General features: G+C 64.1%; 21 protein-coding genes. 15 read left to right on the forward strand and 6 right to left on the reverse strand.

The features are described from left to right. The first annotated feature begins 69 nt into the window (after positions 1 to 69). Positions 70 to 501, forward strand: a complete 432-nt coding sequence (locus NKG60_RS01055) for a low affinity iron permease family protein (protein ID WP_352490368.1) — start codon at positions 70 to 72, stop codon at positions 499 to 501. A 51-nt stretch (positions 502 to 552) separates the two neighbouring features. Here the strand turns inward: NKG60_RS01055 and NKG60_RS01060 are convergent, their stop codons facing one another. Continuing rightward, complete coding sequence (locus tag NKG60_RS01060; RefSeq protein ID WP_352863711.1) at positions 553 to 1,416, reverse strand: SDR family NAD(P)-dependent oxidoreductase; 864 nt, start codon at positions 1,414 to 1,416, stop codon at positions 553 to 555. 129 nt (positions 1,417 to 1,545) lie between these two features. Between NKG60_RS01060 and NKG60_RS01065 the strand changes: the two genes are divergently transcribed. Next, positions 1,546 to 1,827: a hypothetical protein gene (locus NKG60_RS01065; RefSeq protein ID WP_023721174.1), complete on the forward strand. Its 282-nt coding sequence runs from the start codon at positions 1,546 to 1,548 to the stop codon at positions 1,825 to 1,827. Positions 1,828 to 1,949: 122 nt separating this feature from the next. Here the strand turns inward: NKG60_RS01065 and NKG60_RS01070 are convergent, their stop codons facing one another. Beyond that, positions 1,950 to 2,525, reverse strand: a complete 576-nt coding sequence (locus NKG60_RS01070; protein ID WP_352863713.1) for a TMEM175 family protein — start codon at positions 2,523 to 2,525, stop codon at positions 1,950 to 1,952. Between the two features lie 178 nt (positions 2,526 to 2,703). Here NKG60_RS01070 and NKG60_RS01075 point away from each other — a divergent pair, with 178 nt between their 5' ends. Further along, a complete protein-coding gene (locus NKG60_RS01075) occupies positions 2,704 to 3,891 on the forward strand; it encodes an MFS transporter (protein ID WP_352863715.1) in 1,188 nt (395 codons plus the stop codon). A 9-nt stretch (positions 3,892 to 3,900) separates the two neighbouring features. Here the strand turns inward: NKG60_RS01075 and NKG60_RS01080 are convergent, their stop codons facing one another. Then, positions 3,901 to 5,373 (reverse strand): MATE family efflux transporter, encoded by a 1,473-nt coding sequence (locus tag NKG60_RS01080; RefSeq protein ID WP_352863717.1) that lies wholly within the window; start codon positions 5,371 to 5,373, stop codon positions 3,901 to 3,903. A 192-nt stretch (positions 5,374 to 5,565) separates the two neighbouring features. Between NKG60_RS01080 and NKG60_RS01085 the strand changes: the two genes are divergently transcribed. After that, positions 5,566 to 6,354, forward strand: coding sequence for a L,D-transpeptidase (locus NKG60_RS01085; protein ID WP_352863719.1), 789 nt, complete (start codon positions 5,566 to 5,568; stop codon positions 6,352 to 6,354). 144 nt (positions 6,355 to 6,498) lie between these two features. Here NKG60_RS01085 and NKG60_RS01090 read toward each other — a convergent pair whose 3' ends face one another. After that, positions 6,499 to 7,977, reverse strand: coding sequence for an esterase-like activity of phytase family protein (locus NKG60_RS01090; protein WP_352863721.1), 1,479 nt, complete (start codon positions 7,975 to 7,977; stop codon positions 6,499 to 6,501). 247 nt (positions 7,978 to 8,224) lie between these two features. On the opposite strand from NKG60_RS01090, the gene NKG60_RS01095 reads away from it, so the two are divergent. The 6 genes from NKG60_RS01095 to NKG60_RS01120 are packed head-to-tail and all read left to right on the forward strand — an operon-like array spanning position 8,225 to position 14,710. Continuing rightward, positions 8,225 to 9,214 carry a TIM barrel protein gene (locus NKG60_RS01095; protein ID WP_352863723.1) on the forward strand — a complete coding sequence of 330 codons (990 nt, stop codon included), beginning with the start codon at positions 8,225 to 8,227 and terminating at the stop codon, positions 9,212 to 9,214. A 40-nt stretch (positions 9,215 to 9,254) separates the two neighbouring features. Beyond that, positions 9,255 to 10,313, forward strand: a complete 1,059-nt coding sequence (locus NKG60_RS01100; protein WP_352973864.1) for a sugar ABC transporter substrate-binding protein — start codon at positions 9,255 to 9,257, stop codon at positions 10,311 to 10,313. Between the two features lie 57 nt (positions 10,314 to 10,370). Continuing rightward, the gene (locus NKG60_RS01105) at positions 10,371 to 11,915 is read left to right on the forward strand and encodes a sugar ABC transporter ATP-binding protein (protein WP_352863727.1); all 1,545 of its coding nucleotides are present in this window, start codon (positions 10,371 to 10,373) and stop codon (positions 11,913 to 11,915) included. Continuing rightward, entirely contained in the window at positions 11,912 to 12,889 is a 978-nt protein-coding gene (locus NKG60_RS01110) for an ABC transporter permease (RefSeq protein WP_352863729.1), read from the forward strand. The genes NKG60_RS01105 and NKG60_RS01110 overlap by 4 nt, the downstream gene beginning before the upstream one ends. Then, positions 12,886 to 13,761 (forward strand): MurR/RpiR family transcriptional regulator, encoded by an 876-nt coding sequence (locus NKG60_RS01115; RefSeq protein ID WP_352863731.1) that lies wholly within the window; start codon positions 12,886 to 12,888, stop codon positions 13,759 to 13,761. Before NKG60_RS01110 ends, NKG60_RS01115 begins: the two co-directional genes overlap by 4 nt. Before the next feature lie 31 nt (positions 13,762 to 13,792). Then, entirely contained in the window at positions 13,793 to 14,710 is a 918-nt protein-coding gene (locus NKG60_RS01120) for a ribokinase (protein WP_352863733.1), read from the forward strand. A 10-nt stretch (positions 14,711 to 14,720) separates the two neighbouring features. Here the strand turns inward: NKG60_RS01120 and NKG60_RS01125 are convergent, their stop codons facing one another. After that, on the reverse strand, positions 14,721 to 15,746 hold the full coding sequence (locus tag NKG60_RS01125; protein ID WP_352863735.1) for a LacI family DNA-binding transcriptional regulator: 1,026 nt from the start codon (positions 15,744 to 15,746) through the stop codon (positions 14,721 to 14,723). A gap of 195 nt (positions 15,747 to 15,941) precedes the next feature. On the opposite strand from NKG60_RS01125, the gene NKG60_RS01130 reads away from it, so the two are divergent. The 5 genes from NKG60_RS01130 to NKG60_RS01150 all read left to right on the forward strand — a co-directional run bounded on the left by NKG60_RS01130 (position 15,942) and on the right by NKG60_RS01150 (position 20,909). Further along, positions 15,942 to 16,976, forward strand: coding sequence for a Gfo/Idh/MocA family protein (locus NKG60_RS01130; RefSeq protein WP_352667073.1), 1,035 nt, complete (start codon positions 15,942 to 15,944; stop codon positions 16,974 to 16,976). Then, positions 16,976 to 17,881: a sugar phosphate isomerase/epimerase family protein gene (locus NKG60_RS01135; protein WP_502903424.1), complete on the forward strand. Its 906-nt coding sequence runs from the start codon at positions 16,976 to 16,978 to the stop codon at positions 17,879 to 17,881. The genes NKG60_RS01130 and NKG60_RS01135 overlap by 1 nt, the downstream gene beginning before the upstream one ends. Before the next feature lie 105 nt (positions 17,882 to 17,986). Next, positions 17,987 to 18,994 carry a substrate-binding domain-containing protein gene (locus tag NKG60_RS01140; protein ID WP_352973868.1) on the forward strand — a complete coding sequence of 336 codons (1,008 nt, stop codon included), beginning with the start codon at positions 17,987 to 17,989 and terminating at the stop codon, positions 18,992 to 18,994. Positions 18,995 to 19,077: 83 nt separating this feature from the next. Then, positions 19,078 to 19,869 (forward strand): ATP-binding cassette domain-containing protein, encoded by a 792-nt coding sequence (locus NKG60_RS01145; protein WP_292664859.1) that lies wholly within the window; start codon positions 19,078 to 19,080, stop codon positions 19,867 to 19,869. Beyond that, positions 19,866 to 20,909, forward strand: a complete 1,044-nt coding sequence (locus tag NKG60_RS01150; RefSeq protein ID WP_352667066.1) for an ABC transporter permease — start codon at positions 19,866 to 19,868, stop codon at positions 20,907 to 20,909. The genes NKG60_RS01145 and NKG60_RS01150 overlap by 4 nt, the downstream gene beginning before the upstream one ends. Positions 20,910 to 20,921: 12 nt before the next feature. Here NKG60_RS01150 and NKG60_RS01155 read toward each other — a convergent pair whose 3' ends face one another. After that, positions 20,922 to 23,624 (reverse strand): ATP-dependent helicase, encoded by a 2,703-nt coding sequence (locus NKG60_RS01155; RefSeq protein ID WP_352973872.1) that lies wholly within the window; start codon positions 23,622 to 23,624, stop codon positions 20,922 to 20,924. Positions 23,625 to 23,700 lie beyond the last annotated feature (76 nt).

Genomic DNA, 23,700 nt, shown 5'->3' on the forward strand with positions numbered 1-23,700 from the left:
GCGCGCGGTTTGACCGTGAATTCCACCTCACAGGGAACTTGAGGCAGCTGCCGATTGTTTCTCCCTGCCATGATCGAGAAGCTGTTCACCAGGATCGCCAACTATGTCGCCCATCTTGCCGGTCTGCCACCGACGTTTGCCGTCTGTTTCCTGATCATTGTGGTCTGGGCGGTAAGCGGTCCGGTCTTCGGCTTTTCCGACACGTGGCAGCTCGTCATCAATACCGGCACCACGATCGTCACCTTCCTGATGGTGTTTCTCATCCAGAACACCCAGAACCGCGACAGTGCAGCGATTCAGGCCAAGCTCGACGAGTTGATCCGCGTCAGCAAAGCCAAGAATACCTTTATCGGCATCGAACACCTGACCGAATCCGAAGTCGAGGAAATCCGCGCCAAATGTGAACGAGCGGCGAAGCGGCACGACGAACAGATCGCCGACATGGCCGCAGCAAAAGCCGTGGCTAAGAAGCGCAACACTAAGAAGCATACCGCGGCGTGAGCGAGCTTGTTGTTCGGCTTCCCAACAGAGCTTACGCGAACGGTCGCGGGATCATTTCATGAATGCTGCAAAGGCTTCCTTGTAGTCCGGGTGCCAGCGCGACAGAGCGGGGCGGTTCTCGATGATGTCGCCAATCGCCCAGGCCATGCGCTTTTCGTCCATGGACCGGGTCGCCTCGTTATCGGGACACAGGAGGTAGAAATCGCCGCGCCGCAGCGAGGCCAGCATGAAGTCGATGACCTGCTCGCCGGTCCACGCGCCGGCCGGCTTTTCGGTCGCACCTTCGGTCAGGCCGGTAAAAGTGAACCCGGGAATGAGCAGATGCGCCGCGACACTGGCGCCGGGCTCGTTGCGCAGCGCGTGTGCAAGGCCCTCGGTATAGGTCTTCACGCCAGCTTTGGAAACGTTGTAGGCGAGGTTGCCGGGCGGCGTGGTAATGCCTTGCTTGGAGCCGGTGTTGACGATCAAGCCGGGCTTTCCCGCCGCCAGCATGCGCGGCGCGAAGGCCTCGACGCCATGCACGACACCCCAGAAATTGATGTCCAGCAGCCGCTTCCAGGCGTCACGGTTCTCCCAGGGCTTGCCGGGGTTGTTGCCGACGCCGGCGTTGTTCATCAGCAGCGAGACGTCGCCAAAGGCGCCGGATGTCTTTTCGGCCAAACGGTCGAGCTCGTCGGCTTTCGAGACGTCAGTGGCAACGGCAAGCGCGGCGCTCTCGCCGGCGATGGCGGCGACGGCGTGTCGGGCCTCATCGAGGCGTGCGCCGCCGATATCGGCCAGCACGATCTTCATGCCCATCGCCGCCAGCCGTTTGGCCGCGGCGAGGCCGATGCCGCTGGCTGCGCCGGTGATGACGGCGACATTACCGGAGGCAAGTGCGGGCAGGGCGGTCTGGATCTCGGCGTCGGTGGTCATGATTTTCTCCTGTTCTGGCCGCGGCGAACTTAGCGCGGAACGAGGCTCGCGCAAGCCGATGCCGGCATCTTCGGGTTGACCGCGTCGGCGGGCGCTGCGCATGCTGATATCGAAAAAGGAGAGTGACGATTGACCGACTGGATCGAGATCCTGAAAGAACAGACCGCAACCGGCGACCAGATGAGCCGCGAAGTGCCGCAAATGCTTGCCAATCCCGACATCAGCGAAGCGCAAGTGAAAACGCTGTTTTCGGCGCTCGAAAAACAGGCGGAGTTCGTCGAAAAGCTGCGTATGGCGCTGGAAAAATTCGGCCATGATTTTTCAGTGATCAAGGCGGCCGAGCGGCTGGAGGAGCGCTACGCCGACCTGGCCGCTTCGGTAGCGGAAAAGCTGAAGGAAATGCGAGGCTAGAGCCTGTTCCATGCCGATAGAATTCGGGACGGGGCTCCATCGTCTCGTTTGACCATGATCTTTCCCGAAACCGGCATCCACTTTTCGCTGACGCGGTCCTTCGGTTCGGGATCATGATCCGTCTATTTCTCGATTAGCCGCTCGAAGCGCCTGTCCGGCACGAACCAGACCATCGCCACCAGGACATAGATCGCGACACCGATCCAGTGATTGACGAAGGTCAGCGCGATGGCGGAAAGATAGAGGACCAGCGAGATCTTTCCCTTGCGGTCGTTGCCCAACGCCCTGGCGAAAAGGGTTTCGCTGCCGTGCAGCCGATGCAGGGCCATGGTGAGGATGTTGAAGCCGATGGCGCAGAGCGCCAGGTCGACGCCATAGACGGCGACCGGCACCGGCGCGAAATGGTTCTCACCCATGAAGGCTGTCGTCGCCGGCATCAGCGATAGCCAGAACAGCAGGTTGAGGTTCGCCCACAGCACGCGGCCGTCGACCCGCTGCACGGTATGGAACATGTTGTGCAAATTGTTCCAGTAGATGCCGACATTGATGAAGGACAGCACATAGCTGAGGAATATCGGCCAGAGTGGTGCCAGCGCGGAAAAATCCTCGCCATGCGGCACCTTCAATTCCAGCACCATGATGGTGATGATGATGGCGACTACGCCATCGGTAAATGCCTCGACCCGTCCCTTGCCCATGAATCTCCCCTGACAATCCGCTGAAGTTAAAAGATGATCTCGCTCAGCGCCATCGGCAAAGCTGCCAAACTTGTCAGGAGCAAGCCGGGGAGGGGGAACGGCTGACGCGAAAAAGGCGTTAGGACGTCAGATCCCGAACAGCAAAAGGTCGAAAAAAATGACAGCTCACGTTCGAGTCATGACGCGCGATCACGAACTCGGCGGCCGCGCTGCAGCGGCCGCCGTGGCCGCCATGATCGCGGCTCTTTTCGCCGGCAGCACGGCGCTGACGCCGCTTTACATCATCTACAAGCAGGTCTTCGGCTTCTCGCAGATCACTTTGACGCTGGTCTACGCCGTCTATGTCATCGGCAATCTGGCGGCGCTGCTGATGTTGGGGCGTGTGTCCGATGTCATCGGGCGCCGTCCAATGGCATTGGCCGGGATGGCGGTGGCCGTTGTCAGCGCGGTGGTTTTCCTGTTCGCCGAAAATGTCGCCTGGCTCGATGTCGCCCGAATTCTGAGCGGACTGGGAATCGGGGTCGGCGCGGGTACCGGCACCGCCTGGCTCGCCGAATTGCTCCCGACCGACGACAAGTCACAGGCGGCGACGATTGCCACCAGCACCAATTTCCTCGGCCTCGGCCTCGGTGCGCTGGGGGCCGGGTTGCTCGCCGAATACGCGCCTTGGCCGCTCAGGCTGACATTCGTCGCCTACCTTGCGATGCTCGCGACTGTAACCCTGCTGGTCTGGCGCACGCGGGAAACCGTTTCGCGGCCGGGGAGACTGGCTGACGTTTCGATGCGGCCGCGGCTTTCCGTGCCCGATGACATCCGCGCAAGTTTCGTTGCGCCGGCGGTGACCGGCTTTGGCGCAATGGCGCTGGTCGGCTTTTATGCAGCACTCGCACCGAGCATTTTGGCGCAACAACTGCAGGTAACCAATCATGCCGAAGCCGGCGCTCTGTTCTTTGAATTGGCGATCGTGACGGCCGCCACCATTGTAGCGACAGCACGACTTTCGAGCCGAGCCGCGATGTTCGCAGCGCTTGCGCTGATGATCCCAACCGTCGCGCTGATTGTTGCGGCGCAGGTCTTCGCCTCGATGGCCATAATGATTGCCGGGACCGCCTTGTGCGGCGTGGCGGCAGCGCTCGGCTATCGCGGCGGCTTGCAAGTGGTGAACGAGATCGCGCCGGCGGACCGGCGCGCGGAAGTCGTCTCGGCCTTCTTCATCTGCTGTTTTTGCGGCAACGCGCTGCCGGTGATCGGCATCGGCGTCCTGTCGACCATGACAAGCGCGACCGTGGCAAGCGTGGCCTTTGCCGGCATGATTGTCGTCTTTTCGCTGGTGGCGCTCGGCTTTGGCGCGAAACACGCGCGCTGAGCCGGCCTTTCAGCCGTTCGGCGTCTCGGGTGAAAGATGGGCGCGCTGGCGCGGTACGCCGAGGCCGGTATCCGGCGGTTCGCCGGCAGCCGGCCGGCTCTCGATCATGTGCAGGCTGCGCCAGCGGCCGAAGCGATAATAGGCCGCGGCCAGCACGAGCGAGGTTATCGAGCCGGCCGGAAAGCTCCACCACAGCGCTTCCTCGCCGATCACGCTTCGGAAGAAATAGGCGAAGCTGGTGCGCACCAGCAGCACCGAGATCACCAGGATGATCAGCGGCGGCATCACCGCGCCAGTGGCACGCACGGTGGCGAAGAGCACGATGGTGATGCCGAACAGGATGAAGGACCACGACGCGATCTTGTTGATGTGAGTGGCGATGTCGATTGCTGCACTGTCGCTGCCGAGGAAGAGGCTGAGCACCGCGCGATCGAATACGAACAGCAGCGCGACAAGCACGCCGGTGAGCACAAGGTTGAAGCCGACGCCGGAGGCGGCGATGCGGCCGATCCGGTCCCAGCGCCCGGCGCCGACATTTTGCGCCGCCATGGACGACACCGCGGCGCCGATGGCGAGTGCCGGCATCTGGATATAGGTCCAGAGCTGTGCGGCTATGCCGTAGGCGGCTGCGACCTGCGAGCCGTACGAATTGACCATGCCCATCACCGTCAGAGCCGCGGACGAGACGACGATCATCTGCAGGCCCATCGGCACGCCCTTGAAGACGACAAGTCGCAGCAGCGCCGGGTCCGGCCGCAGCAGAGCAAGATTGGCGCCGGCCAGCCGCAGCGGGTGCTTGCGCGCATAAAGCACGATCAGGATGGCAACCACGCTTACCGTCTGGCCGATCAGCGTCGAGGCGGCCGAGCCGGCGATGCCGAGTTCGGGGAACGGGCCGATGCCGAGGATGAGCAACGGGTTCAAAATGACGTCGAGCACGACGGCCAGCGCCATGAAGAGGAAAGGCGTGCGCGAGTCGCCGGCGCCGCGCAGCACTGTCATGACGAAGGAGAGCAGGTTCATCATCGGCACGGCCAGGAAGATGATGCGCAGATAGGAGCGCGCCAGCGGCAAAGCATCGGCCGGCGTGCCGAGTGCATCGAGGATCGCATCGACCCAGATCCAGCCGCAGACCGCGAACACCACCGAGACGAGGAAGAAGAAGGTGGCGCTGGTGCCGACGATGCGCCGGGCTTCGGGCAGGTCACGAGCGCCGACGGATTGCGCGACCAGGATGGTCGCCGCCATGCCGATGCCGAAGACGGTGCCGAGGATGAGAAACAGCACGAGGTTTGCATTGGACGTGGCGGTCAGCGCCGCTTCACCGAGGAAACGACCGACCCACACGGCATTGATCGAGCCGTTGAGCGACTGCAGCACATTGGAGCCGAGCACCGGCAGGGCAAACAGCAAAAGGGTGCGCGGGATAGGCCCACTGGTGAGGTCGCCGGTCCGCCGGCGCGGGGGCATGTTGTCGTCCATGGCAGGCAACTCGGCGAAGGCTTGTCTTGAGTCCGCAATGATTGCCGATTTAACGGGAGAGGTCGATGCGGCGTCGCAAATTCCGCCTGGCGTGCCTTGATCTAAGCATTTCTCAAACCTTCCGGAATCGTATATTGATCCTGCACGCGTGGGGCCGCATTTCCTGGATCTCATGGGCAAGCCGGGGGGCTCATGTCCGATATTCCGTTGTTTTTTGAGCGCCTGAACCGGCGCGCCTTTCTCGGTGCATCGGCTCTGGGCGCGGCCTCCGTGGCTCTTTCGGCGTGCACCACGACGGACGTGGCGGCGCCGCCGGTGACAGCGGCGCCAAGCGAGCCGGCTTTCGGCGATGCCGCAAGCATGTATGCGGCGCGCGTCGACGAGGGCTATCAACTGCCGGCAATACCGGTAGCCAAGATCGATCCGAAATTCGTCCGCCAAATCGTGTCCGATCCGACCGGTGAAAAACCGGGCACGATCGTCGTCGATACTTCCGAGCACTTCCTCTACCTGGTGCGCGACGGCGGCAAGGCAATTCGCTACGGCGTCAGCCTCGGCAAGGCCGGTTTCGGATGGACCGGCAGTGCCGTGGTTCAGGCGAGAAAGAAGTGGCCGGTGTGGACGCCGCCGCCGGAAATGATCCAGCGCCGGCCGGAACTGGCGAAATACAAGGACGGCATGCCGCCCGGTCCGCACAGCCCGCTGGGCGCCCGCGCGCTGTATCTCTTCCGCGACGGCAAGGACACGATGTACCGGCTGCACGGCACACCGGAGTGGGATTCCATTGGGAGGAACGCTTCATCCGGCTGTGTGCGCTTCATGAATCAGGACATTATCGACCTCTACAGCCGCGTCGACGGCGTCGCGCCGGTCTTCGTGCGCCCGAACCTGTCGGCCGCCGGGAAGATCGCCGCCGTGTCGAACAGGACGGCTGAGCCGATCGATGCCGGCGTGCCAAGGGACGCGGAGATGCTGAAGTGAGTGCCCTCGTGCCGCAACCCCGTTTCACGGCGCATTGATCCTTTAAGACCATTTCTTGCGCGGGCGAGCCGCAACTGAAGCGCACGACCGTTCAATCGCCGGCTCAGGCGGACGCGTTCGGCGCGTCCGCCTGTATGGGTGCCGCTACTTCTTGGCGAGGCCGGGAATCGTGACCTGATAAACCAGGAACATGGTGTCGACATCGGCGCCATCCTCGGCCTTGTAGGCCGCGCCGACCTGGAAACCGTCCTGGGTGAGGAAGTCGTTGTCATTGGCGACGAACAGAAAATAGTCGTCGGGCAGCTTTGGATCGAGGACGCTCACCACCGACATCGCCTCCCACTTCTCTGAGAGGTTGTTGCGGTCGTTGGGCGCGCCATTGTGCAGCCCGAAGCGGCCGAGCTCGCTCTTGTCGTTGATGTCGATGAACGGCGTCAGCTTGGCGGGCGTCACCGATGCATCGAGCTCACCCTTGGGCGCAACCGGCTTGTCCTTGTCGAACTCTGTGCCGGCGATATCGGTTGCCGCCGACACATCGACGATGCTGATCTCGCGATGGAGCGAAGTGTCGCCCTTCAGCCCTTGGCCGTTGCCGCTGTCGCGCGCCAGCATCAGGAAGGTCTTGTCCGACAGCGCCACGATTTCGCTCTGCGCGGCGATCTTGGTTTTGCCCTTGGCATCGGTGAACACCGGCAGCGGCACGACATATTCATGCGCGAGCTTGAGTTGGTCAGGATCCGAAGCATCGTAGACCAGCGCGCGCGTGTTCCGGCGCGTCGAGGGCGAATCGCCGCCATCTTGTCTGGGTGCCGACTGCAGCACGGCGATCAGGAACTTGCCGTCGGGCGTCAGTGCCATGCCTTCAAGGCCCTGGTTGTTCTGGCGGCCGGTTTCGGGATCCTTCGGATCTGGGTCCGCCGCGCCAGGTCCCGGATTGTCGGACGCGAAGTTCGGCGTGCCATGACGCATCGGGACAAGCGCCGCCGGCGGCTGCGTTGCCGACATCAGACGCCCATTGGCGGAGAAGCGATAGATGTTCGGGCCGTATTCGTCCGAGATGAACATGGTGCCGTCGGGCAGCCGCACGATCGCCTCGTTGTCGAGCGCAAGCTTGCCGTTGGCTTCGGGCAGGATCGGCATGTCGTCGGCCGCGGCGCGCACGCCGTTGAGCGGATCGAGGCCGGTTGCGTCGGCGCCCTTGTCGTCGGTCAAAAGCATGGTGTCGGCTAAGGTTGCCTTGAGGCCCGACTGTTCCTGCCCGGCGGCTGGTGTGGCACCCGGCGCGGCCGGCGCGAACTCGATGGCGATCGTGTTGAAACGCGAGCGATAGTCGGTGGTGCCGACGACATTGTAGCCGCGATCCGGCAGCAGCCAAAGCGAGCCCTTGTAGCCGTCCGCCCCATGGGTCCAGCCGGCAGCATCGATCGACATGCCGGAGCCGGACCCAAACGTCTCGCCGAACTTGTCCTTCTGGCTGGCCGGGATGCGGCCGACACCGACTAGGCCCTTGTTGACGAAGCTGACGCCGCCGACTGTCGCGGCGTTTTCAGCCAAGGCCGGGGTCAAGGCGGTGAACATCGCCAGCGCGACGGCGAGGGACGCGGTTCGGTGCAGGTTTTTCATGGATATCCTCCTTGAGACAAAGCTGCCGGGATCTGAAAAGGCGTCGCGTCGCATCAAGGACGCCGCGTAAGCCTTCGGAGAAGCGATCTAGGACGCGAACGTGATACTTGCGTGACAGTGCCGCGCTTGCTTGTCCCCCGTGGTCGCAACTGGCCTGGGTATGGCGAATTCGTCGTCGCCGAGCGAGCCATTAACAACTTTACAAGTAATCATTCTTGTGTAAAGTTATGACAATGAAAGGACCCCGATGACCGCCTATCGTTTCGCCACCCGCCTCAATTCCTTTGCCTCGCGGCCACAGTCCGAGTGGCCCGATCTTGTCGGCAAACCGTCCATGCTGCAAATGGCGGCACGTGCGGCGAAGGTTGCGGAGTTGACCGATCTCGACCTCAACTTTCCCGACCATGTCGATGAAAAACCTGCGGAAATGGCGCGCAAACTCGGCGATTTCGGGCTTTCGATCAATGGCTTCGCCATGCGCTACTACTCTAACCCGGCTTTCAAGCTCGGCGCCTTCACCAACCCGGATCCTTCCGTTCGCCGCGAGGCCATCGACCTGACCAAGGCCGGCATCGACGCCGCGCGCGATGCCGGCGCCAGCCTGATGACATTGTGGTTGGGGCAGGATGGCTTCGACTACGCCTTCCAAGCTGACTACGCAACACTCTGGCAACACGAAATCGATGGCATTCGTGAAGTAGTGGCGCATGACCCGGGCTGTCAGATCAGCCTTGAATACAAACCCAACGAGCCGCGCTCCTACAGCCTGATGCCCGATGCGGCGACGACATTGCTGGCGATCCGCGAGATCGGCCTGCCCAATCTCGGCGTGACGCTCGATTTCGCGCATGTGCTCTATGCCGACGAGCAGCCGGCCTTTGCCGCAGCACTCGTGGCGCGCCATAGCAAGCTGCTCGGCGTGCATCTCAACGACGGCTACGCCAAGCGCGACGACGGCCTGATGGTCGGCGCAGTGCACACGCTGCAGACGATCGAGCTGCTCAGGCAGATCCGCCGCGACGGCTATGCCGGGGCAATCTACTTCGACACGTTCCCCGACATGACCGGGCTCGACCCGGTCCACGAATGCGAAGTCAACATCGCGACTGTCAAGCGCATGCTGCGCGTCGTCGATCGGCTGGAAAAGGACAATCGCCTATCCACTGCCATCGACCGTCAGGACGCGGTCGCCTCGCAGGCCATAATCCAGGAAGCCATGCTCGGGCCGGACAGCTGAGGCCGGGGCCATCACTGTTTTCAACAAGGGAGGAAAGACCATGAAATTTCTGCTTGCCACCGCTACCGCTGCACTGATGGCGCTGTCCGTAGGGTCCTCGTTTTCCGCGGACCTCGCGCCGCTCAATTCCGACACCGAGAAGGATCGCATCGACTGGTCGCAGCTCGAGGCCAAGTTCGGGGCTTTCCCCAAGCTGCCCGAGGGCACCAAGGCGGGTGCGGTCTCCAAGACGCTGACCAACGAATACTGGCGCTCGCTGGGAGAGGGCTACAAGTCGTTCGGCGACCGCACCGGCGTACCCGTCGTCTACCAAGCGGCGCAAAGCGAGGGCGACCAGCTCGGGCAGCTCACCATCGCCGAAGGCCTGGTCACGCAAGGCTACAACGTGCTTCTCGTCTCGCCGCAGACCGACTCCAACTTGCAGCCGATCATGGAACAGGCCAAGGCAGCCAATGTGCCGGTGGTTAACGTCAATGACGCGGTCATCCCGCAGGCCGAGCACTATGTCGGCAATGTCCAGCGCGACAACGGCGTGCGCGTCGCCAAATGGTTCATCAAGAACCGGCCGGATGGCGGCAAGGTTGCCATCGTCGAAGGCCAGGCCGGCGTCTACGCCGCCGTCCAGCGCACCGACGGCTTCAAGACCACCATCACCGAGGCTGGCAAATTCGAGGTCGTCGCCAGCGTCCCCGGCAACTGGGATCGCCAGACCTCCTACGACGCGGCCACCAACATCCTGCAGCAGCACCCCGACCTGATCGGCTTCTATGCCAACAATGACGGCATGGCGCTGGGCATCGTCGAAGCGGTCAAGGCCGCCGGCCTGCAGGACAAAGTCGCCGTCTTCGGCACCGACGGGATTTCCGACGCTTATGCCTCGATCCGCGCCGGCGAGCTGACCGGTACCGTCGATTCTTTCCCGGTGCTGACCGGCGAGGTGGCGCTGGAATCGGCGCTGCGGCTGGTGGCCGGGCAGAAGCTGCCGCGCGTCGTCGCCACGCCGCAGGCGCTGATCACCAAGGACAATGCCGACCGTTACTCAGGCGGTGGCGATTCCGTGCGCAAGGCGCTGCTCGAGGACGCGGCAGTGGGCCAATAGAGCAGGGGCGGCGGGTGCCGGCCTTGGGTCGGCACCTTTGCCTGGAGAACTGAAGCAATGCCAGCGCGGCTGCAATTCGAGAGCATTTCCAAGCTGTTTCCGGCCGTACGGGCGCTGAGCGATGTGTCCTTTTCGGTCGGCGCCGGCGAAATCCATGGCCTGCTTGGCGAAAACGGTGCCGGCAAGTCGACGCTGCTGCGCATCCTGTCAGGCGTCTACCGGCCGACAGCGGGACGCGTGCTCATCGACGGAAAGCCGGCCATGCTGAACACCCCGGTCGCGGCGCGCGCCGCCGGTGTGGCGATGATCCATCAGGAATTACAGCAGGTGCCACGTCTTAGCGTCGCGCAGAACATGTTTCTCGGCCATCCGCTGACGCGCGGCGGCGTCTTCGTCGCACGGCGCGAGCAGGAACGCCGTGCTGCGGAAGCGCTGGCCGCCATCGACCCGACCATCGATCCGGCAGCCCCGCTGGGCAGCCTGAAGGTGGCGCAGCGGCAGATCGTCGAGATCGGCCGGGCGCTGCTCGACCGCGCCAGAATCGTGGCGATGGACGAGCCGACGTCGAGCCTCACGCCGAGCGAGTTCGAACGACTGGCCGAGGTGATTGCCGGTCTGGCGCGCGACGGTGTCGCCGTCGTTTATGTCTCGCACAAGCTGGACGAGGTGTTCGGCATCTGCCAGCGCGCCACCATCATGCGCGACGGCGCCGTGGTCGGGTCCGTCGATATCGCACAGGTCTCGGAAAAGGCCGTCGTTTCGATGATGGTCGGCCGCGAGCTTGCCCAGGAACAGCACCGCTCGCATGCTTCCGCCGAGATCAGGCTGAGCGTGCGCGGCCTTGCCTCGGCGTCCAAGGTCCATGACGTTTCGTTCGAGCTGCATCGCGGCGAGGTGCTGGGCATTGCCGGCCTGGTCGGGTCGGGTCGTACCGAACTGCTGCGGTTGCTCGCCGGTGCCGACCGGGCCTCATCAGGCGCAATAGAGATCGACTGCAAGGCGGTACAGCTTTCCAGTCCGCGCGACGCGATTGCGGCCGGCATCGGCCTGGTGCCGGAGGAACGCAAGCGCGAAGGCATCGTGCCGTTGCGGTCGATCTCCAGCAACATGGCGCTGGCCTCGATGGGCGTGTTCGCGCCGCGCGGCGTCATCGATCATCGCCAGCTGAAGCGCGTGGCTGCCGAGAAGATGAAACGCGTCAATCTCAGGCCGTTCCTGCTCGATCGGCCGATCCGGTTGTTCAGCGGCGGCAACCAGCAGAAAGCGATCATCGGCCGCTGGCTGGCGGCCGGAACGCGGATCCTTCTGTTCGACGAGCCGACGCGCGGCATCGATGTCGGCGCCAAGGCGGAGATCTACCACCTGATCGAGGAACTCGCCGCCGAAGGCCATTCGGTAATCGTCGTGTCGTCCGAACTCCCCGAGGTGATCCGGCTCGCCGACCGCGTGCTGGTCATGCGCGACGGCACGGTCGCCGCCGAACTGGGCCGCGCAAGTCTCAGCGAACACGTGATCGCCGCGCACGCCATACCCCAAACAGAGATTGAGGCCGGCAAGGCGCAAGGACATCGCCGGTGCATAACGGACAGGACCAGCGGATGACCGAAATAACGCAACACACAGCAGCGCGCCCAAGGGCAGATTTCCTGCACCGGTTTTCCGTGCGCGACGCCGGCACGCTGATCGGCCTGGTGGTGATCCTTACCGTCTTCGGGGCGCTGGTCCCCGGCTTTTTTGCCGAGCGTAACCTGATCAACATCCTGCAGCAGTCGAGCATCAATGCCTGCCTGGCGTTGGGCATGACGCTGGTGATCATCTCGGGCGGCGTCGACCTGTCCGTCGGGCCGACGGCAGCCCTTTCGGCCGTCATCTCGGCCTCGATGCTGGTTGCCGGCGTGCCGTTTCCGCTGGCCATCGCCGCCGGCTTCGCCATCGGCCTTGCCTGCGGACTGCTCAACGGCGTGCTGGTCGCCTATGTCGGGCTGCAGCCTTTCATCGTCACGCTCGGCACGCTGAGCACCTACCGGGCACTGGCGCTGATCTATACCGGCGGCAATCCGGTGCTCGGCCTGCCTGCCGGCTTTCGCGCCATCTTCAACGGCTCGCTGTTCGGATTGCCGTTGGCCGTCATCATCGTGGCCGTCGTCGCGCTGATTGCCTGGATCGTCCTCAAGAAGACGCCGTTCGGCGAATATCTGCTCGCCGTCGGCGGCAATGAGGAGGCAGCCTACATAGCCGGCGTGCCGATCGCCCGCACCAAGATCGCCGCCTATATGATCTCGGGCCTGCTGGCAGCGCTTGCAGCGCAGGTCCTGATCGGCCGGCTGGGTGCGGCCGAACCCATTCTGGGCAATCTCTGGGAGCTCGACGCCATAGCAGCGGCGGCGATCGGCGGCGCCTCGCTGATGGGCGGCAAGGGCAGCGTCGTCGGCACGATCCTGGGTGCCGTCATCCTCGGCAGTATGCGCAACGGCCTGACGCTGATGAACGTGCAGTCCTTCTATCAGCTCTTGGCAACTGGCCTTATAATCCTCGCCGCGATGCTTATCGATCGCGTGACGAGGGGACGTGGATGACCTTGACCGGCCTGGACCTGAAAGCAGTAGGACCGCGCATCCGCATGATGATGCCGCATCTGACGCCGCTCGAGGCGAAGGTGGTTGAAACCGTCTTCGGACGGCGCGGTTTCGATGAGACCATACAGCTCAAGCAGATCGCCGAGGAGGCCGGTGTGTCGGAGGCGATGGTGGTCAAGATCGCCAAGAAGCTGGGTTTTTCCGGCTATCGCGATTTCCGCACCGCCGTCTATGAGTACAGCCGCCTGCCGACCGCCGAGATGCATCAGGAGCTGTCGGTGGACGACAGTTCGGCCGAGATCGTGCAGAAGGTGTTCCGCACCTCCATCCAGGCGCTGGAGGAGACGCTCGCCATCCTCGACATGGACGATTTCGACCGTGCCGCCGATCTGCTTTCCCGCGCCAGGAATCGCGATTTCTACGGCGTTGGCGGCTCGGCACAGATCGCACGCGACGTTTCGCACAAATTCCTGCGCATCGGCATCCGCACCTCTGTCTATGACGATTCGCACATGATGCTAATGTCGGCCTCGCTGCTCGGCGCCGACGACATTGCTGTCGGCTTCTCGCATTCCGGCAACACGAGCGCCGTCATCGACGCCATCCAACTTGCGCGCAAAAGCGGCGCGCGCACGCTGGCCATCACCAACTATGACAACTCGCCATTGGCAGCCGTAGCCGACATCGTGCTCTGCTCGACCGCGCAAGGCTCGCCGTTGATGGGTGAGAACGCAGCGGCGCGCATTGCCCAGCTCAACATTCTCGACGCGCTGTTCGTCGCAGTCGCGCAACGCGACTACCAGGCGGCGGAGCGCAATCTCGGCCGCACCATGTCTGCGGTGACGTCGAAACGGAAAGATAAGAACTCATGAAAGGCAAGCGGCTCATGAAGGTCTGGGGCACATGACGGCTCCTCCGCCGCTGGTGACCGTATTCGGCAGCCTGCACTACGATATCATGGTCGAAGCCCCCGATCGCCCACGCAAGGGCGAAACGGTGACCGGCCATGCCTGGCATCCAAAATGCGGCGGCAAGGGCGGCAACCAGGCGGTGTCGGCAGCGCGGGCCGGTGTGCGTGCGGCAATGATCGGTGCTGTCGGCGATGACGATTTCGGCCGGGCGCTTCTCGACAATCTCGATCGCAACGACGTTGACCGGCGCTTCGTGGGAGTGGCTTCCGGCGCCGGCTCGGGCATGAGCGTGGCGATCTTCGACGCCAGCGGCGACTATGGCGCGGTGATCGTCTCGGGCAGCAATCTCACTCTCGGCGAAAAGGAGATTGCGGAGGCGGGTGAGCTGATCGCGCAAACGACGGTGCTGCTGCTGCAGAACGAGGTGCCGGACGCCGCCAACATTGTCGCGGCGCGGGCGGTGAAGGCGCATGGCGGCCGCGTCCTCCTCAACGCGGCGCCCGCCCGAAATCTATCCGCCGAGCTGATCGCGCTCACCGACATCGTCATCGTCAACGCCATCGAGGCGGAATTCCTGGCCGGCGTTCCTGTCGTCGACACGCTCGAGGGTGCGGCGAAGGCGGCCGGTATGCTCGTCGGTTCCTATCCGGCTGCGATTGTCACGGCAGGTGGGGAGGGGGTCGCCTATTGCGACCGCGACAGCCAGGCATTCGCCTTGCCGGCGATGCCGGTGAAGGTGGTCAGCACCCACGGTGCCGGCGATGAATTCGTCGGCGCCTTTGCGGCGGGGCTTGGGCGTGGAGAGCCTGTCGAAGCGGCACTTGCCGCCGCCAATGCCGCCGCTGCCTCGCTGGTCGCAACGCCGGAGCGCGAGCGGGGCCGGCTTGACCGACCTCAGCCTGCTCAGTGATCGCCGCGATTCAATCGCTGTCGCGCGCGATAAGCTCCAGCGGCCAGACTTCGCGGGTGATGCGGGCGCCTTCGGCGCCGGCATAAGCCGGGATCGATGCCAGCAGCATTTCGGCCAGCCGCTCGCCCATCGGCTCAAGCGCCGGGCGGAAGCCGGTCAGCGCTGGCGAAAAATAGCGGCAAAGCGGGGTGTCGACGATGACGATCACCGCAACGTCGTGGCCGGGCCTGATGCCCGTCTCGGCCAGAGCCTTGCAGCCGCCAAGCGCCATCGCGTCATTGTTGAAGATGATGGCGGTCGGCGGGTCCTTGGAGCGCATGACCTTGGGCGTCACCGCGTAGCCGCCGGCCTCGTTGATGAAGCCGTCGGCAATCAGTTCGGGGTCGAATTCGATGCCGTGCCGCCGCAACGCCTTGCGGTAGCCGGCGAGGAACAGATAGCCGAAGTTGAGGTCGAGCGACGGGCGGATAGCGGCGATGCGGCGGTGGCCGCGTGCGACGAGGCGATCGACCGCGTCAGCCCCGGCTTTTTCGAAGTCGAGGTCGAGCGAGGGATATGAATCGCCGCCGGAGCGGCTGCGGCCGAGCGTCGCGAACGGGAAACCGGACTGGGTCAAATAGTCGATGCGCTCGTCCTCGCGCCGCGTCCACGCCAGCACCACTGCATCCGCCCGCCGGGTCTCGACAACACGGCGCAGGCGCTCCTGCTGATAGTCGCCCGGCGCACCCATCACGACGATCAGGTCGAGCCCGCTTTCGGCGAGCTTGGCCTGCAGCCCGGTCAGGAACGGAATGAAGAACGGCTCGCCATATTCCTGGTCGCCCGGATGCGGCTGCAGCATGAAGGCGACCGAATGGGTGGCGCCGCGCCGCAGGCTACGGCCGGACTGGTTCGGCGAATAATTCAGCTTCTTGGCCGCATCGAGCACGCGCTGGCGTGTGTCGGCATTGACGTCGGCGCGGCCGTTGAGCGCGCGCGACACCGTGCCGATCGAAATGTTCAGGTGACGTGCAAGGTCGTGAATGCTGGACGCCAAAGGACAGTTCTCCCCCTTGCTTGGCTAGCACCGGCAGCTCTCCGGGCCAAGGCGGCAGGACAATTTTTCGCACCGGCTAATTGACATTGTACGCCATCGGGTGTGTTCTCGTAAACGTTTACGGAAAAAGGTTTACGGTCCTGCCGTGAATGCCGTGACGATCGGTCTGGAGGGGCCGAGAGGGAGGAGTGCTGGATGATCAATGTCGTCCTGGTCGGCTGCGGCGCGATGAGCAAGGCCTGGCTCGATGCGGCCAGGCAGATCGACGGGCTCACCATTGTCGCCCTGGTCGATCTCGACGCCGAAAGGGCGCGGGCGAGGGCGCGCGAATACGAGCTTTCGAGCGCCGTTATCGGAACCGACCTCGACGCCGTGCTCGACCAGACCAGGCCCGACGCGGTATTCGACGTGGTGGTGCCCGCCGCCCGCCGCGAGGTCGCGCTTTCCGCCTTTGCCCACCATTGCCATCTCTTGACCGAAAAGCCGCTGGCCGACAGCCCGGATAATGCGCGTGCCATTGTCGAGGCCGCCCGCAGCGCCGGGCGTATCCATGCCGTCGTGCAGAACCGCCGCTATGTCGCCAATGTCAGGCGCATCCGGCGCTTTCTCGATTCCGGCGTCATTGGTGCTGCGACCAGCATCCACGCCGAGTTCTTCGTAGCGCCGCATTTCGGCGGTTTTCGCGAAGAGATGCGCCATGTGCTGCTGCTCGATATGGCGATCCACACATTCGATGCCGCCCGCTACATGGTGGCCGGCGAACCGGCCGGCGTCTATTGCCAGGAGTGGGAGCCGGCCAATTCCTGGTATCGGCAAGGGTCGTCGGCAGCCGCAAGTTTCGACCTCGGCGGCGGCAAGCTGTTCACCTATGCCGGCAGCTGGTGCGCGGCCGGCTTCCGTACCAGCTGGGACAGTACATGGCGCATCGTCGCCGAGCGCGGCAGCATTGTCTGGGACGGCGAGGACGGGCTGAAGGCGGAAGTCGTGCGGCCGGTCCGTGAAGGCCTGTTCGACCGTACCGAACCGATAGCCGTGCCGCCGCTTGACCCGGCCGATCGCGTCGGCGGCCATCTCGGCATCATCCAGGATTTCGTCCGCGCCGTCGAAACCGGCACCGAGCCGGAGACGCGCGGCGCCGACAACATCAAGAGCCTGGCCATGGTTTTCGCGGCGATCGAGAGCGCCGAAACTGGGCGCCGGGTCGCCATCGCTGCACAGGAAGGATCATGATGCCAAACCCGCTGCTCGACATCAGGATCGGCACAATGGTGCGGGCCAATCTCGACGACCCGGCCGCCTATGTCAGGCAGATTCTGCCGCTCGGCTTCGAGAGCATCCAGCCGTTCTTCTGGCAGACGCTGGGCGGCAAGGACATTCCAAGGCTGGCAGGCGAGCTCCGCGAGGCGATCGGCGATGCCGATGTCGTCATCTCGTCGATCGGCGTGTTCGGCAATCCGCTGGAGAGCGGTGAAGTCGATCGCGGCGTGCTCCAGGCGTGGGAAACGATCATCGACAACGCGCATCTGTTCGGCACCAACATGGTCAGCGGCTTTACCGGCCGCATTCGCGGCAAACCGCTGCCCGACAGCCTGCCGCGCTTCCGCGAGGTCTGGGGGAAGCTGGCAAAGCGTGCCGCAGACAAGGGCGTGCGCATAGCCTTCGAGAACTGCGCGATGGACGGCAACTGGGCCAGCGGCGACTGGAACATCGCCCATAATCCAGACGCCTGGGAGCTGATGTTCAATGAATTGCCGGACGACAATCTCGGTCTGGAGTGGGAGCCCTGCCACCAGCTGGTCTACCTGATCGACCCGATCCCGCAGATCCGCAAATGGGCGCCGCGCATCTTCCACGTCCACGGCAAAGACGCGACAGTGCGCTGGGACGTGATCCGTGAACATGGCGTGTTCGGCCGCCTGCCGTTCGTTCAGATGCGCACGCCTGGCTTCGGCGACAGCGACTGGACGCGGGTGATCAGCGAGCTGCGGCTGGTCGGCTACAAAGGTGCCATCGACATCGAGGGCTGGCACGACCCGGTCTACCGCGGCGATCTCGAGATCACCGGGCAGGCGCGTGCGCTGGATTATCTCCAACAATGCCGGGGAGGCGCGAGCTATCTGCCGAACCCGGTGTGAGAAGTCGGCCGGCGGGAGGTGCCGGCCAGCGAAAGATTACGGCGCAATGCCGAAGCGATCGTCGAAACCCCTCGGCTAGCGAGGGAATAAAGGGAGGATAAGTGCATGAGCATTACGATGAGAAGGACAGTTCTGCGCTCGACCGTCGCGGCGGCCGCGATGGCGCTCGCCGCCACACTCTCGACCTTGCCAGCGCAGGCGCTCGATGCGCAATGGTGTAAGGATGTCCATATCCGTTTCTTCGCCGGCGGGGCGGAGGGCGATGCGTTCGGCACCATCGTCTATAATGGTGCCAAGCAGGCGGCCGCCGATCTCGGGCCCAAGGTCGACTATATCTTCTCTGGGTGGGACGTGGAGAAGATGGTCCAGCAGTTGCGCGAGGCTGTTGCGGTCAAGCCCCAAGGCATCGCCATGATGGGCCACCCAGGCGACGCCGCGATCATGCCGCTGGCCGAACAGGCGCACAAGGACGGCATCAAGATGATGTACCAGAACGTGCCGGTGCCGACGGTCACGGCGGCGTTCGGCGGCGGCTATGTCGGCGCCCAGCAGGAGCAGCAGGGCCGCGCGCTCGGCGCCGAGGCGTTCAAGCTGGCCGGGCTCAAGGCCGGCGACAAGGCGATCATGATCGGCCCGTTCGAGAACGAGAGCCGCGGCGCGCGCGAACGCGGCACGGTCGCCGCACTGAAAGAGGCCGGCATCGACGTCGTTCAAATCAATTCTCAAACCGAGTGGGCAGCCGACCCCAATCTGGCCATTCCGGTGATCACGGCAGCACTGCTCAACAATCCCGACGTCAAGGCGGTCGGCTATCCCGGCGGGCAGCTGCTGGGCAATGTGCCGACCTACATGCAGGCGGCGGGCAGGAAGCCGGGCGACATCTTCAACTTTGGTTTCGACACCAGCCCGCAGATTGTCGAGGGCTTCAAGGGCGGCTGGGTGCAGCTGACGGCCGACCAGCAGCCGTTCCTGCAGGGCTATCTGCCGATCCTCAGCCTCTGCCAGCAAGTGGTGCTGGGTTTGGCGCCAATGAACGTCGACACCGGCGCCGGCTTCGTCACGCCGCAGAATTACGAGATTGTCGCCGAGCTGGCCAAGCAGGCGCTGCGCTGACCTCCCAAGCCGTCGGCCGGGATTTAGCCCGGCCGGCGGGGCCGCTGGCGAAGACGCCGGCACGAAATCAAGCGAGGACCGCCATGGCCGAACGCCTCATCGAACTGCGTGACATCAGCAAGTCCTACGGCCAGGTCTATGCACTTGGCGGCGTCAATCTCAGCGTCGACCGCGGCGAGGTGGTCGGCCTGATCGGCGACAACGGCGCCGGCAAGTCGACGCTGATCAAGATCCTTTCCGGCGTGGTCAAGCCGACCAGCGGCGAAATCCTCATTCGCGGCAAACCGGTGACCGGGTGGAGCGCCGCGCGCTCGCGCGACGCCGGCATCGAAACGGTGTTCCAGGACCGGGCGCTCGCCGTGCAGCAGACGATCGTGCGCAACATCTTCATGGGCCGCGAGCTCACCGGCTGGCTTGGCTGGCTGAAGGTCAACAAGGAGATCGCGGAGGCGAGCCGGCTGATGCGCGAGATCGGCTTCACCTCGAAGGTGTTCACGCCGCAGTCGATCGTCGGCCAGCTGTCGGGCGGCGAACGCCAGGGCGTGGCAATCGCCCGCGCCATCTACAAGAAGGCCGACCTGATCGTCCTCGACGAGCCGACGACGGCGCTGTCGCTGACCGAAACGGCGAAGGTTTTTCATTTTGTGCGCCAGGTGCGGGCGAGCGGCCGGTCGATCCTGTTCATCGGCCACAATATCCACCACGTCTTCGATATCGCCGACCGCTTCGTCGTGCTCGATCGCGGCAAGGTCGCGCTCAGCGCCGACCGGAGCGAGGTCAAGTCGGCCGAAGACCTCATCAATTTCATGGAAGACGTGGCACACCCCGGCGGACTGGCGGGATTGCACGACGCCGGGGAGCAGGCAACGCGATGAGCAAGACAATGGAGCCCGATCTGCAAACCCCTCTCGGCAGCAGCGAAGCCGCCCCGAAGGCATGGAAACACCCGTCCGATCACTGGATGCGCGGCTTTGTCCTCGACAACCGCGCCGCACTCGGCACGCTTGCGGTGTTCATCGTGATGATGGCGGTGTTCATGATCGCCAATCCGACGGTCTTCACCAGCTGGTATCTCTATAGTTCCGTGCTGACCACGTTGCCTGTGGCGCTGTTCGTGGTGGTGCCGCTGGTTTTCGTCGTCACCTGCGGCGAGATCGACCTGTCGTTTCCGGCAACGATGGGCTTCGCCTCTTGGGTGTTTGCGCTGGTCGTGCGGGCCGGCTACGACCCGTTCGTCGGCATCGCCGCGGCAATGGTCACCGGCATGCTGCTCGGCTTCCTGGTCGGCTCGCTGGTCGTCTATGGGGGGCTGTCGTCGCTGATCGCCACGCTCGGCATGAATTTCCTGCTGCGCGGCCTGATCCAGATCATCAACGAGGGCAGGTCGACGGCGCTGACCGGCCTTGCCGACAGCTGGGCCTACAAGATCTTCTCCAGCCAGCTTTACGGCATTCCGGTGCAGATCTTCTGGGCCATCGGCTTCGTCGTGCTGTCGGCGCTGCTCTACAACCGCCATCGCTTCGGTGCCCAGGTCAAGGTGGTCGGCGACAATCCCGACAGCGCCCAGCAGATGGGCATCGACGTCAAGCGCGTCAGGGTGAAGGTGTTCGTCTTCGTCGGCATCGGCGCGGCGATCGCCGGCACGTTCTCGGTGATGATCAACTTCACCTGGTGGCCGACGGCCGGCGACGGCTATCTCTTGCCGGTGCTGGCATCGGTGTTCGTCGGCGGCACCCCGACCTGGGGCGGCATCGGCACCGTCGTCGGCGGTGCGATCGGCGCGGTCACCGTCTCCTTCATCCAGACCGGCGTCGTCGCGGCGGGACTGAGCGGCTTCTACGTCCAGTTCTTCAACGGGCTAATCATCATCTTGTCGCTGCTTGGCCATAAGTGGAACCAGGCGCGGTATCGCTAACGACAGGCGACCTCAAACTCCCGTGACAAACCCGTCCAGCACGCGTTTCTGGCCGGCTTTGTCGAAGTCGATGGTAAGCTTGTTGCCTTCGATTGCCGAGATGTTGCCGTTGCCGAATTTCTGGTGGAAGACGCGGTCGCCGACATTGAAGGGGGACGGCGTGTCGGCGACGGATTTGGCGACCAGTTCGCCGTCGATGGTGCGGCCCTTGATCGAGGTGCGGCCGGCGCCGTAGCCGGAGTCGGTTTCGCCATAGCCGATGCGCTCGACCTGGTGGCCGGAGCGCGTGCCCCAATTGCGGTCGGTCGCCTCGGTGCGGTTGGCCTGAGCGCGCTGCCAGCCCGGTGTCGCATAGGTGCTGGAGAAAGCGCCGGATTTTTCAGCACCGTTATCGCCGCCTATGTTGTCGAAGCGCGATGCTCCATAGGGGTTCTGCCTGCCTGCACCTTGGCCGCCACGACCGGAGGCGAACGAGCCGCCACCATAGGCATTGCCATAGCCGCCATAGGAGTTGCCGCTCTCGGAAACTTCGACATGGGCTTCCGGCAGCTCGTCGAGAAAGCGCGACGGGATGGTCGATTGCCAGAGGCCGTGGATGCGGCGGTTGGAAACGAACCAGATGTGCAGGTTCTTCTTGGCGCGGGTCAGGCCGACATAGGCGAGGCGGCGTTCCTCCTCCAGCCCTGAGCGGCCGCCCTCGTCGAGCGAGCGTTGGTGTGGGAACAGGCCTTCCTCCCAGCCGGGCAGGAACACGGTTTCGAATTCGAGGCCCTTGGCCGAATGCAGCGTCATGATGTTGACGGCATCGAGCTCGGCGTTCTGCTCGGCGTCCATCACCAGCGCGACATGTTCGAGGAAGGAGCGCAGCGATTCGTACTCCTCCATGGAGCGGATCAACTCCTTGAGGTTTTCCAGCCGCCCCGGCGCTTCGACCGAGCGGTCGTTCTTCCACATGTCGGTGTAGCCGCTCTCCTCGAGAATGGTCTCGGCGAGCTCGGTGTGCGGCGTGGTTTCCAGCGCTTTCTGCCAGCGCTCGAAATTGGCCGATACCTCGCGCAGTGCCGCGCGCGGCTTCGGCTTCAGCTCGTCGCTCTCAGCGAGTGTTGCCGCCGCCTCCAGCATCGGGATGCGCAGGGCGCGTGCGGTGTCGTGGATCTGGCGGATGGTGGCCTCGCCAAGGCCGCGCTTCGGTACGTTGACGATGCGCTCGAAGGCGAGGTCGTCGGCGCCTTGAGCGACGACGCGGAAGAAGGCCAGCGCGTCGCGGATTTCGAGCCGCTCGTAGAAACGCGGGCCGCCGATGACGCGGTAGTTGAGGCCGAGCGTGACGAAGCGGTCCTCGAATTCGCGCATCTGGAAGGACGCACGGACGAGGATCGCCATGTCGTTGAGATTATGCTTCTGGCGCTGGTAGGACTCGATGGTCTCGCCGACGGCGCGGGCCTCCTCTTCGGAATCCCAGGCGGCATGGACATGCACCTTCTCGTCGTCCTCGGCGATCTTTTCGGTGAACAGCGTCTTGCCGAAGCGGCCCTCATTGTGGGCGATGAGATGCGACGCGGTGCCGAGGATGTGCGCGGTCGAGCGGTAGTTGCGCTCCAGCCGGATGATGGTGGCGCCGGGAAAATCCTTGTCGAAGCGCAGGATGTTGTCGACCTCGGCGCCGCGCCAGCCATAGATCGACTGGTCGTCGTCGCCAACGCAGCAGATATTTACGGTGGCTGGCCGCGGATTTCCCTCCCCCTTGAGGGGAGGGTGGCCGGGCAAAGCCCGGCCGGGTGGGGTCCGTGCGGCAGTGCTCGACGCATCAGCGGTGCCTTCTGCGGCAACCTCCTCCGCCCGCTTCGCGGGCACCTCCCCCTCAGGGGGGGCGGATTGAGGCCGCTGTGCCAGCAGGCGCAGCCACATGTACTGCGCGGTGTTGGTGTCCTGATATTCGTCGACGAGGATGTAGCGGAAGCGCTTGTGGTATTCCTTCAGCACGTCCGGATTGGCGCGGAAGATGCGGATCGGGTGGCACAGCAGATCGCCGAAGTCGCAGGCGTTCAGCGTTTTCAGCCGCTCCTGATAGGCCTTGTAGAGCTCGCGGCCCTTGCCGTTGGCGAAGGCACGGGCATCGCCCTCGGGGATGTCGGCGGGGCCGAGGCCCTTGTTCTTCCAGCCGTCGATCATCTGGGCGAACTGCTTGGCCGGCCAGCGCTTGTCATCCAGTCCTTCGGCCTGGATGAGCTGCTTGATCAGCCGCACGACATCATCGGTGTCGAGAATGGTGAAGTCGGATTTGAGCCCAGCCAGCTCGGCATGTCTGCGCAGCAGCTTGACGCCGATCGAATGGAAGGTGCCGAGCCACGGCATGCCCTCGACATTGCCGTCGCCGATCAACAGGCCGATGCGCTGCTTCATCTCGCGCGCCGCCTTGTTGGTGAAGGTGACGGCGAGGATCTGCGAGGGGAAGGCCTTGCCGGTGGCAAGGATGTGGGCAATGCGGGTGGTGAGCACCCGCGTCTTGCCGGTGCCGGCGCCGGCCAGCACCAGCACCGGGCCTTCGGTGGTTTCCACCGCCAGCCGCTGCTCGGGGTTGAGGCCGTTGAGATAATCGGGCGCGTTGTTCTGGTTGCTGCGGGCAGCCATGGCGCGCGCGGCAATGCCCGACGGGGCCACGGGCCGCGCGTTCGGTTCGTCAAAAAAGGGCATGTCTTCCGAAAAGCCGGACATCTCCCCCCGAATGTAGTGATTCGGCAGCGAAAGGCCAGAAGTGTCTCCGTTTTGTTCTCTGTCCAGTCGGTAGACT

The organism is Mesorhizobium sp. M1428 (genome assembly GCF_040317515.1).
Taxonomy (GTDB): Bacteria; Pseudomonadota; Alphaproteobacteria; order Rhizobiales; family Rhizobiaceae; genus Mesorhizobium.